A 10114-nucleotide genomic window follows, 5' to 3' on the forward strand; every position below is an offset into this window, starting at 1 on the left:
AAAGGATGTGAGGTTTTTTGGCTGTTTATGAGGATGGTACAGCGCCGCAACTGCCCGAAACGGGACAGTCGCAGCAGGACGGAGAGGGAAAGAAGCAGCGAGCGAATTTGAAGCAGATGGCGCTGCGGGTGGTGAAGAGCGATATTTCCACCGCGAAGTCCGCCAGTGACGCTGAGCAGTCGAAGCGCACGCGGTTTTATAGTCTTTACCGCGCCCGCGGAGATGAGGGGAAGAGCGAGCGTTCGCACAGGAGCACGTTCACTTCGTCCGATGTGATGAATTGTATCGAGTGGATCATGCCGGATATGATGAAGGCTTTTGCCGGCAGTCGTAAGGTGATCGCGGTGGTTCCTCGCGGCGGCGAGGATGTAAAGAAGGCCGAGAAGATAGAGAAGCTACTTAACTGGCAGTTTATGCACCAGTGTCAGGGATTCCTTACTTTGCAGGCGTGGATCAAGGCGGCGCTGGTATACGGCATCGGCCACCTCAAGACGGGCTGGGAGGAGCAGTACGCGCGGAAGGGGTTCGCGCAGCCGGAGGTCATCGAGCCTGATTTTATGCAGATGGTAGAGGACGATTCTATTGAATCGCTCTCTTATCTGGACAGCTACGAGGTTCCGGTACCGGCACAGCAGGCCCGTGGGATGCCAAACGCCGCCTCTTACGGCTTTTCACCGGCACAGGTGGAGATGATGCGCGTCTATACGGACGTGCAGGGAGAGCAGAAGATCAAGACTTATTCCGGCCCGAAGCTGGAGGTTATACCGCCCGAGGATTTTCTGATCGACCCCGAGGCGAAGGACGTGGACAGCGCCCGTTTCGTGATTCACCGCGTCATGCGTACTATCTCTTATCTGCGTGAGAAGGAGCGCGACGGGATTTACGCGAATATCGACCGGGTGGTTCAGCTGTCGGGAGAGGGCAATAACGGCGATTATGACAGCACGGAGGAGGTTGCGCGCCTGCAGGATTCTGCTTCTTATTCCGCTATGGGATATACGGACGACAACGAGGCGCAGCAGATCGGCCGCCGTAAGGTGGATGTGTTCGAGTGGTGGGGAGAGTTGGATGTCGAGGGAGACGGGCGTACGGAGAGTTATCTTGTGGTGGTCTGTAAGAATACGATCATCCGCATGGAGCGCAACCCGTATGCGCACGGCAAGTCTCCATTCGTCGATTTGCTGCCGATTCCCGATATTTTCAGTTACGAGGGTATCGGCTACGCGGAGCTGGCGGGGCCGCATCAGGAGGTCAAGACGGCTGTTATTAAGCAGCTGCTGGATAATGCGTCGTTCACGAATAATCAGATGTGGGAGGTGGATGAGAACGCCGGCGTCGATGTGGACGCGCTGGCGAATCCTTTTCCCGGCAAGGTGGTGTTCACGAACCGGCTCGGCGGCTTTAAGGCGATCACTCCGGCGCAGCTCGACGGTTCCTCTTACAACCTGATCGAGTTCTCGCAGGGGCAGCTTGAGCAGCTTACGGGGGTTACTCGCTATAACCAGGGGCTTGACGCTAATTCGCTGAATAAGACGGCGACCGGCATCTCCGCCATTATGGACGCCTCGTCGAAGCGCAAGGAGTTGATCGCGCGCACGATCGCCGAGACTGGTCTGCGGAAACTCTACCTGAAGATGCTGCAGCTCGACCAGCAGTTTATAGACCAGAATATCGTGATCCGACTGTTCAACGCGCCGCTGGAGATTTCTCCCGACGATCTGGCGGGGAATTTCGATGTCTCGGTGGATATCGGCAGCGCGGTGACGGACGACGATACGGAGGTGCGGCAGCTGTTCATGATGGTTCAGCAGTACCCGATGTTACAGCAGCTTGGCATTATGCGGCCGGGAAATGTGTTCACGATCTGTAAGAAGGTCCTCGATATTTGGGGATATAAGAATACGGAGATGTATTTGTCCGACCCGCAGGAGACGGAAACGGCACGGCAGGCGATGGTCGCCATCGCCCGTCTTGCGCAGTTTGTGCAGGGTACGGGGCAGGTCCCGCCCCTGCAGGTGATTGCAGAGGTATTACAGGCGGCCTATGGGGCGCTTGCGAAAATAGCGGGGCCAGGCCCCGGAGGAGGAATCGTAAATGGAGAAGACGGAGCACCAGCGCAGGCTGGAGGCGGCGCGCCGGGACATGATGGTAAGTTTGTACCCTCTGTTGTCGCGTCTCGATATGGAGGTGCTGGTGAAGCTGGAGGCGGTTTACCAGCAGGAGGCTCACAACCAGCTTTATAATATCGCCATCGAGGACCGTGATGAGTTGGTCGGCGCGGTGGCGAAGATTAAGGGCGCGCGCGATTTTGTACAGTCTGTACGAAGGTGGAAGGGACAGGCTGAGGCGATCGTCTCTGCGGAGGAGCGAAACAACGTATGACGAAGGTGCGGGTCTTTTACGCGGGATCGCCGCCTGATGCGTGGGTGCAGGGTATCGAGTGCCGCGGCCATGCGGGCGGGACAAGGGACGGAGGAGCGGATTTAATCTGCGCCTCCGTTTCTTTGTGTATGGAGATGTTGGAGGAGGGGCTGCGCCATGTCGCTGACCCTGACGTTGTCACCTCGGTGTGGATATGTGAATCCAGGAATCCGGGGGGAAAGGCTATTCACTGGGAGGGGGACGGCGCGGAGGTCCTGGCCGAGACGGTGGCCGCGACGCTGAGGAATATCGCCGCCGCCAACCCGCAGAATGTTTCTGTCGAAGATGTTTTTAATGGGGAGGATAAAAAAGATGAGAAGGTTGCTGAATCTTAGGTTTTTTGACGGTACTGCCGGTTATGGTGAGATGTCGGACGAGGATTTCCAGAATGTGATGGACAGTGTTCGCTATGCCGGGTTTGATGAAGATGATCCCGCGCCTGTGCCTGTGCCGGCGGATGATGACGCGGGTAACGGCGATGATTCGGGGGGTGGCGAATCGACGCCAGTGCAGAATGAACCGCCCGCCGCTCCGGCTGCGGAACCGGAGGTTCCCCCTGCGCAGCCGGAACCGCCGGCACAACAGAGCGGTATCCCCCCGCATCTGGCGGATAGGTACGCGCCGATCATCGACGCTCTGGAAACGGACCCGTCTTTTCGTCAGGCGCTGGCCGATGCGATTGCCGCGCGGCGCAGCAGCGCATATGTTCCAGCCGCCGCGCCGCAGCCTGAGCAGGCGGCTAAACCGGCGGATGAGGATGTCGAGCCGGTATGCGGTGAGGACGAGCTGCTTGAGGATTTCGAGCGGCGTCACGGCGAATGGGAGCGGCGGCAGCAGGATAAGCGGGTGCGGGCGGAGGTCGAGAAGGCGCTTTCAGAGCGGCAGGAGGCCTTTCAACGGGAACAGTTTATCCGCCGCTCACAAACGGTCAACGAACTGGTGCAGCAGGATACGGAGGCTCCGGCAGTGGCCAGTTTCATTCAGAAGAATCCTGCGCCGGCAAGGCTGATGCAGCTGATGAACGAAGATCCAGATGTATTTATGTACGTATATGACGGCATGAGGCAGATCGTCGGTAAGGGTAATTATTTTAAGGAGATTGCTATGAGACAGCGTGGCGTACCGACCACGCAACCCGCCGCTGCCCCCTCTCAGTCCGCTGCCCAGCCGTCCGCCGTCCGTTCTCCGGCTGCTGTGCCGGTAAGGACACACGTGAAGACGCCGCAGGCGCCATTCACGGAAAACGGAGGTGTAAGCAGTAAAGGAGGAGGTGGAGGCGGTGTAAGTTTTGCGGAGATGTCGGATAAGGAGTTCGCAAGTTATATGAAGCGAGTGAGTATGCAGGGCCTGTAGGGCTGGAGGAGGAAAATAATGTTTAATGTTGCAAGAAGGCTCAATCTGAGCTTTTTCGAGGTGAATACGCGGAATTTCCCGACGGAGATTAAGAATTTTTATGACCGCGTGGCGTTGACGACGGCGCTTCCGTTTCTGCCTTTCCGAAAGTGGGGACAGAAGCGGCCGCTGCCTAAGAACAAGGGCAAGGTGATATCTTTCCGCCGCTGGGGCGTGCTGGCTCCGGCCACTACGCCGCTGACAGAGGGTATCACTCCGACCGGCAGCTCTCTGGACTATGAGACGATCACAGCCACGGTACAGCAGTACGGTGACTGGATACCTCTCACGGACCAGGTGCAGGATCTCGCCATTGACGCTGTGCTGACGCAGGTTGTCCAGCAGCTGGGCGAGCAGCAGGGCGAGACGCTGGCGATTTTAGCCCGCAACCAGATGGTCGCGGGGGTAAATGTCAGCTACGCGAATAAGGTCACGTCGAGGTCGGAGGTGGTGGCGAGGGTCAGCGCCGACGACTATGACCGGATCATCCTGAAGCTGAAGATGAAGCTGGCCAAGCGCCACACCGAGATCATCATGCCTACGGTCAAGATAGAGACAAAACCTATTCGCGCCGCCTATATCGCCATCATCAGCCCTTACACGACTGTGGAGTTGGAGAGGCAGCTTGGTAACGGTTATGTCCCTGTAGCGAATTATGCCAGCGGCGTCGGCGTCATGGAGGGCGAGGTTGGCAGTTACAAGGAGATCCGCTTTATCGAAACGACGCACGCGATGGTTTACGAGGACGCCGGCGGCAATGTGGCGGACGGCTGTAAGAGCACCAGCGGTACAAAGACGGACGTCTATGCCGACCTGATTTTTGGCAAGGAGGCCTATGGCGAGACGATGGTTGGTGGTAAAGACACTCACACCGTCATCATCAAAATGCATAAGGACGACGATACCAGCGACACGAGCGACCCGCTGAATCAGCGCGGTACCGCGGGCTGGAAGGATTATTATGTCGCGAAGATTTTAAACGACGACTGGATCGTGCGCTATGAACACGCCGTCAAGTCGTAGGAAGGAGGCGTAGAGATATGACCTGGCCCTATGAGCAGGAATGGCTGGATTATAAGGCGGCGGCCGCCAATGTCGTAGTTTCCGAGACGGCTTTTACGAGCGGCACGACTAAGACGACGGACGCCGGTTTTGAGGACTGTAAGGTGGGTACGCTGCTGATCACGAATGTTACGGCAAGCGGCGGTGCGGCTACGACGACGGTCTATGTCGTCACTGCGGTAGCCGAGGATAAGATAATCACCGGCAAACAGATCAGCAACGCCTCTTAAGCAGATGGCGGATGGGAGGGCGGAGGGATTTCCTTCCGCCTATTTTATTTATGGGTAGGAGAGGATTTTTATGAGCGGATTTTTTGAAGCTGGGAGAAAGTATCGGGTACGTGTAACGGATCTGCATTCGCCGGACGCGGTAACGTTTTCCGTCTCGCTTAACAATATGACTGGCAGATACTATACGAACGAAGATATTGAGATGCCCGGCGAGCTGATCAACGTGCTGCTGGATGCGACGGTGCCCCACGAGATTATCCAGATGGAGCGCGGGTATCCGAAGATTGTCGGTGTTAAGCTGCGTCCGCGTTTTTCCGTTACGCCGCTGGGGATGCCAGCGGTACCTACGGCGGACGCCACGCTTATCACTCCGGGGGTCTCTGCCGGTACCGGTGTGTTGGGGGGCGAGATGCCACTGCCACCGTCTGACGACGGCGTGCCACTGTTTGACCCGCACGAGGGCGCGGAGCCTGAACCGGAGGCCGAGGATGGCGCTGACAGGCAGGCGGAGCTGACGGGCATGAACAAGGGGGCTCTTATCGAGATCGCCCAGGGATATGGTCTCCGCTATACGGAGAAAAATAATAAGTCGGAGATGATTACCGGGATTCTCGCGGCTGAGGCGGGGGTCTAAGATCTCATGAGCACCGCGAGAGATTTGCTGTTGGAGATCAAGCGGCAGATGGGGAAGGTGAACGCCGCCGAGCCGGAGGAGACGGATGTGCTTGCGTTTCTAAACCGGGCGCTTGAGGGCATCTGGAATTACGGCGCCAGGCTTAACTCTCCGGTGCTTTTTCGGCATGAAGTTTTTACCTCGCCTGACGGCGGTACGGTGCAGATTCTAGGCGGCGCGATGAAGGTGAGGAGTGTGCGCGACTGTGACAGCGGTCTGTTGCTGCCGAGTGTCACGCTCGACTATGCGGAGGCTGCTCCTCTCGCCTCGGGGCGTAGGTGCTACGTGGCGTATCCGGCGCGGGTGGATATCTACCCGCTTGATATGCCCGTTACCGCCGAGATTACCTATCTACCATTTTTCTCCAGGATTAAGGACAGGGCGGATGAGCTGCCATTTTCCCCGGAGTTGGATAACTCGGTTGTTGCTCTGGTAGTGGGGATGATGGGCGGGGCGGAGCCGGACGAGCTTATGAGCCGTGTTCGGTATGGCAACGCAGTCAGCCGCTATTTTAGGCCGCGCGGTGCTGATTGTGTAGTCTGCCGCGGCCCGTGGTGAGGTGAGGTTATGAAAGCACAGAAGATTTTAGCGCAAGTCCGGCTTTATGTTGGCGATGCGGCGAAGGCGAAGTTCGCAGACTGGCAGGCGGTCAGGGCAATAAACGACGCGCTACGGGTGATGGCCGAGGAGAACGCGAAGTCTGCCGGGCTGCTTTTCCGCCGTAACGCGGATGTCGTGCTGGAGGAGGAGAGCGGCGTTCTGCCGTCGGATTACCTGAATGTGATCCGCGGCTTCGGTGCGGAGGGGCGGGAGCTGTTGCAGGTACACGGTGACAGCCCCGGCGCGGGGGAGTATGCCATTCGCGGAGACGTTCTTTGTTCCGGCGAGCCGCAGGTAACTTTGTGGTATTTCTCGACGCCGCCGGCGGTGACGGACGGGGAATCGGAGATCGAGGTTCCGGAACGTTACGCTACGGCCATCGCGCGCGCGGCGGCCGCACTGCTTGCCGGCGGCGAGGGCGGGGCGGTCTCGGTAGTGAATTATTTCCTGCCGAATATGCGTCCAGCCGCGCCGCAGCGTAAGGAGGCGCAGTCCTGATGCTGGTCAACGAGTTTATCAAACGTGTATCCGTGCGGCTCGGCGACGAGGCGCGGATCACCTACAGCTCTAAGGAGCTCATTTCATGTCTCAACGACGCTATCAGCCAGCTCTCTTTGGAGCGTATCGCGGCGCACGACCCGTTAATGATTCGCGAGGTAACGGTTACGCCGGGGCGTACTACGGTACCGGCGGGCTTCGTGCGTTTTGTGGGGCAGGAGCCCTTTTACATCGACGGTGCGAAGTTCGCCTCTCTGGACGGCTCGACGGAGAAGCGGACGGCGCGTTGTTATATGGCGAAGGCCCATGTGGAGAGCGCCGGGGATGATCTACCCTTCGACGACGCTACGAGCCTCGGTGCGCTTATGGATTATGTGGTGGTGCTGGCTGGCGCGCGCGTCGGCTATGCCTCGCAAGTGGAATCGACGCTTGCAGACAGGATGAGCGGGGCCTATACGGGAAGGAGTGCTTCGGATGCCGGTGCAGTCGCGAAAGAATCCTAACTCCAAGGATAAGGTCTATTCGGATTTTCGCGGCGGCGGCCTGAATCTCGGCGCTTCGGAACGGTTCCTGTCGGAGAAGGAGGTCGCGGGCGGCAAGAACTTCTGTTATGAGCGCAACGGCGGGCGTTTCCGGACGCTTGAGCCGCTGGAGCTAGTGGCCACCGCGGCGGGGACGGTGACAAGTCTGTACTGGTCCCTCAACTTCGGCATGATCTTTTCCTGCGGCCAGGCTTTATATCGTATCGTGGACGGCGCGCCCGTCAGTATCGGCACCCTCTCCGGCACTGATTTGCCGGTCTACTGCGATTGGGGCGAGGAGGCGGAGAGGCGGCTGTTCGTCGCCTCCGGCTCGATAATCCAATGGTATGACGGTAAACAGTTTGTGACGCAGACCCCCGTGCCGGTAGACAAAACCGACCCCAGCGGCGGCGACAAGTGGAATACCGCGAACGACGTAATGGTCCGCGAGGGACGGCTGCTGCTGTCGCGCACAGGCCGCGACCGGCTGCGCTACTCCGGCATCGGCGACCCTGAGAACTGGCAGAGCGAGGATGAGGGAAGCGGGGACGATATCGACGTCCACACCGACGCCGACGCGCAATGGCTCGACGTCGGCTATAAGGAGGGCGGCGACATCGTGCGTATCCTGCCCATCAGCCGCGATCTTGTCATCTTCCGTTCGGACGGGAGTTTGTACCGGCTGTTCTCGTCTTTCCCGGACTGGACGGTTATAAGGGTTGCAAGCCAGGTCGAGCCGGTGAACCGCGACGCGGTCGCCGCCGTCGGCAACGACATTATGTTTCTCGACAAAGATAGGGGTATCCGCAAGGTCTCGGCCATCTCGGACAACGATACCGACCTCGCGGTGACCGAGAAGGAGGGGCAGAAGATTAACGCATGGCTGGCGGCGCACTTCACCAACGACGCCAGGCTGTGGACGCTGCCGGACAGGGGCGAAATATGGGTAAAACCCAACGCCCTGAATGACGTTTTTTGCTGGAACGAAAGATACCAGGGCTGGACGCGTATCGATCTCGGTTCGCCGGTGACGGCGGCCTGTGAGGCTGACGGGACTGTATATCTGGCCTTGGGGGCGAAGATATACCGGCTGACGGATTCCTCAGTCTCCCCGGCGATCAGACCGGAGATGGAGATAGAGCTGGCACCGGTATTCGGAAGCGATCGGGCGATGACTGACTATCAGGAGCTTTGTGTGACAAAGGACGCGGCGGCGGTCGCGGAGCTGGAGATCGGGCGCTGGCGGTTTGCCGCCTCTGGAAGCAAGACGGTCAAACATCAGATTTACGTGGCGGATGAACTGCGGCCGGTGCTGCGCTCATCCGGCGGCACGGTGGTACTCGACAAACTGACCATAAGGACGGCGGAGGTGGTGTAGGTGGGCAATCTGGCAAATACAGAGGCGCGTATTAAAAGGCTGGAAAATCTGCTCAAGGACGAGACGGGGACTGGCGGCACAGGCCAGAATGGGACCGTATTGTACCCCGTTCGGCAGCTCACGCTCACGGAGGAGACGAGCCACGACGACGCGGGGAACGCGGCGGTAACGGTGCTGGTTTCGTGGAAGTCTCCCGCCGGCAGCCTCGTGCCGGATAAGATAAAAGTAATGCTGAACGGCGTCACCGCCGAGCTGGCGGGCGGCGTCACTGAGTACAGGAAGGGCGGCTTTGCGGCGGGCGATACGGTCAAGGTTATTGTCACCGCGGTCTATTCGACTGGCAGCTCGTCGGCGGTGACGGCGCAGCTTATCATCACAGGCTCCGGCGCGGCGCCTGACGTGCCCTCCGGTTTCTCCGCCGTCGGCGGCTTCTGCACCATAACTCTGCGCTGGGGAGTACCAGCGGGGCAAAATCACAGCCATATGGAGATATGGGAGAGCACGCGCAACGACAATCTGGAGACGGCGGAGCGTATCGCGCAGGCATACGGCACGGACTTCGTGCGCGCCAACTGCGGTGTCATGGAGACAAGGTGGTACTGGATTCGTTCGGTAGATACCGGCGGCAACAAGAGCACATTCGTCGGTCCGGTATATGCCATCACAACGCCCATCGAGGCGGAGGAGATAAGAGACGGCGCGGTCACCGAGAGCAAGCTCATCGCTGGGCTTGCGCAGAAGATCAACGACAGCGACGCGGCGGTGCAGATAATAAATCAGGTGCGGACGGGCGAGGTGGACCTCTTCCAGCAGCCGACGGCGCCAACGTCGGGGATGGCCGCGGGCGACCTCTGGATTGACAGCAACGAAGCCGTTTATCGGTATATCGGCGGCGCATGGGTCAAGCAGGAAAACACCTCGGCCTACGAGCTGCTGAAGGCGGCGATCGCGCAGTATACGGTCAAGACGCAGGTCGCAATGGATGGCAAGTTAAAAATCGCGGGGTTTGGGGTGTTCAACGACGCGACGACTGGCAGCGAGTTCTGCGTGCTGGCCGATCGCTTTTACATCTACGGACAGAGCCAGGATGGGAGCTATACGAACGTCAAGGTCTTTGCCGTGGACACGACGAAGAATCCCCCGGTGGTTGGTATCAACGGCAGTCTCATCGTCAACGGCACGATCGATGGCAGCAAGATCAACGCCGCCTCTAAAATCCAGCTCGGCACGCTGGTAAACGGCGTGCTCACCGACGGGCAGCTCATCATCGGGGCCGGGGGAAAAATACAGATCGGCGACTCCATAATCCTTGACGGAGGAAGCGGCTCTTTTTTCTAAA

The 10114-nt window shown here is 58.9% G+C and carries 12 protein-coding genes; all 12 read left to right on the top strand.

Annotated elements, in window-relative coordinates; all coding sequences use genetic code 11:
- The first annotated feature begins 17 nt into the window (after nucleotides 1–17).
- The 12 genes from CLOEV_RS02370 to CLOEV_RS02425 all read left to right on the top strand — a co-directional run bounded on the left by CLOEV_RS02370 (nucleotide 18) and on the right by CLOEV_RS02425 (nucleotide 10113).
- Entirely contained in the window at nucleotides 18–2243 is a 2226-nt protein-coding gene (locus CLOEV_RS02370; protein ID WP_034441705.1) for a portal protein, read from the top strand.
- Nucleotides 2194–2382 (top strand): hypothetical protein, encoded by a 189-nt coding sequence (locus CLOEV_RS02375; protein WP_034441707.1) that lies wholly within the window; start codon nucleotides 2194–2196, stop codon nucleotides 2380–2382. Before CLOEV_RS02370 ends, CLOEV_RS02375 begins: the two co-directional genes overlap by 50 nt.
- Nucleotides 2379–2756, top strand: a complete 378-nt coding sequence (locus tag CLOEV_RS02380) for a ribosomal-processing cysteine protease Prp (RefSeq protein ID WP_034441709.1) — start codon at nucleotides 2379–2381, stop codon at nucleotides 2754–2756. Before CLOEV_RS02375 ends, CLOEV_RS02380 begins: the two co-directional genes overlap by 4 nt.
- Complete coding sequence (locus tag CLOEV_RS02385) at nucleotides 2734–3774, top strand: hypothetical protein (protein ID WP_034441710.1); 1041 nt, start codon at nucleotides 2734–2736, stop codon at nucleotides 3772–3774. Before CLOEV_RS02380 ends, CLOEV_RS02385 begins: the two co-directional genes overlap by 23 nt.
- A gap of 18 nt (nucleotides 3775–3792) precedes the next feature.
- Nucleotides 3793–4836 carry a N4-gp56 family major capsid protein gene (locus CLOEV_RS02390; RefSeq protein WP_034441711.1) on the top strand — a complete coding sequence of 348 codons (1044 nt, stop codon included), beginning with the start codon at nucleotides 3793–3795 and terminating at the stop codon, nucleotides 4834–4836.
- A 17-nt stretch (nucleotides 4837–4853) separates the two neighbouring features.
- Nucleotides 4854–5105: a hypothetical protein gene (locus CLOEV_RS02395; RefSeq protein ID WP_034441713.1), complete on the top strand. Its 252-nt coding sequence runs from the start codon at nucleotides 4854–4856 to the stop codon at nucleotides 5103–5105.
- A gap of 70 nt (nucleotides 5106–5175) precedes the next feature.
- Complete coding sequence (locus tag CLOEV_RS02400; protein ID WP_034441717.1) at nucleotides 5176–5739, top strand: hypothetical protein; 564 nt, start codon at nucleotides 5176–5178, stop codon at nucleotides 5737–5739.
- Between the two features lie 6 nt (nucleotides 5740–5745).
- The gene (locus CLOEV_RS02405; RefSeq protein WP_034441720.1) at nucleotides 5746–6336 is read left to right on the top strand and encodes a hypothetical protein; all 591 of its coding nucleotides are present in this window, start codon (nucleotides 5746–5748) and stop codon (nucleotides 6334–6336) included.
- Between the two features lie 9 nt (nucleotides 6337–6345).
- Nucleotides 6346–6876 carry a phage adaptor protein gene (locus tag CLOEV_RS02410; RefSeq protein ID WP_034441721.1) on the top strand — a complete coding sequence of 177 codons (531 nt, stop codon included), beginning with the start codon at nucleotides 6346–6348 and terminating at the stop codon, nucleotides 6874–6876.
- On the top strand, nucleotides 6876–7379 hold the full coding sequence (locus tag CLOEV_RS02415) for a hypothetical protein (protein WP_034441723.1): 504 nt from the start codon (nucleotides 6876–6878) through the stop codon (nucleotides 7377–7379). Before CLOEV_RS02410 ends, CLOEV_RS02415 begins: the two co-directional genes overlap by 1 nt.
- Entirely contained in the window at nucleotides 7351–8775 is a 1425-nt protein-coding gene (locus CLOEV_RS02420) for a hypothetical protein (protein ID WP_034441726.1), read from the top strand. The genes CLOEV_RS02415 and CLOEV_RS02420 overlap by 29 nt, the downstream gene beginning before the upstream one ends.
- Nucleotides 8776–10113, top strand: a complete 1338-nt coding sequence (locus CLOEV_RS02425) for a phage tail tip fiber protein (RefSeq protein ID WP_034441729.1) — start codon at nucleotides 8776–8778, stop codon at nucleotides 10111–10113.
- The last annotated feature ends 1 nt before the right edge of the window (nucleotide 10114 follow it).

It is taken from the genome of Cloacibacillus evryensis DSM 19522 (assembly GCF_000585335.1).
Lineage (GTDB): Bacteria > Synergistota > Synergistia > Synergistales > Synergistaceae > Cloacibacillus > Cloacibacillus evryensis.

What these genes read in the sequence shown, in the direction of transcription:
- CLOEV_RS02400 (WP_034441717.1), top strand. Translation starts at nt 5,176, where the DNA reads ATGAGCGGATTTTTTGAAGCTGGGAGAAAGTATCGGGTACGTGTAACG.
- CLOEV_RS02405 (WP_034441720.1), top strand. Translation starts at nt 5,746, where the DNA reads ATGAGCACCGCGAGAGATTTGCTGTTGGAGATCAAGCGGCAGATGGGG.
- CLOEV_RS02415 (WP_034441723.1), top strand. Translation starts at nt 6,876, where the DNA reads ATGCTGGTCAACGAGTTTATCAAACGTGTATCCGTGCGGCTCGGCGAC.
- CLOEV_RS02390 (WP_034441711.1), top strand. Translation starts at nt 3,793, where the DNA reads ATGTTTAATGTTGCAAGAAGGCTCAATCTGAGCTTTTTCGAGGTGAAT.
- CLOEV_RS02410 (WP_034441721.1), top strand. Translation starts at nt 6,346, where the DNA reads ATGAAAGCACAGAAGATTTTAGCGCAAGTCCGGCTTTATGTTGGCGAT.
- CLOEV_RS02380 (WP_034441709.1), top strand. Translation starts at nt 2,379, where the DNA reads ATGACGAAGGTGCGGGTCTTTTACGCGGGATCGCCGCCTGATGCGTGG.
- CLOEV_RS02385 (WP_034441710.1), top strand. Translation starts at nt 2,734, where the DNA reads ATGAGAAGGTTGCTGAATCTTAGGTTTTTTGACGGTACTGCCGGTTAT.
- CLOEV_RS02420 (WP_034441726.1), top strand. Translation starts at nt 7,351, where the DNA reads ATGCCGGTGCAGTCGCGAAAGAATCCTAACTCCAAGGATAAGGTCTAT.
- CLOEV_RS02395 (WP_034441713.1), top strand. Translation starts at nt 4,854, where the DNA reads ATGACCTGGCCCTATGAGCAGGAATGGCTGGATTATAAGGCGGCGGCC.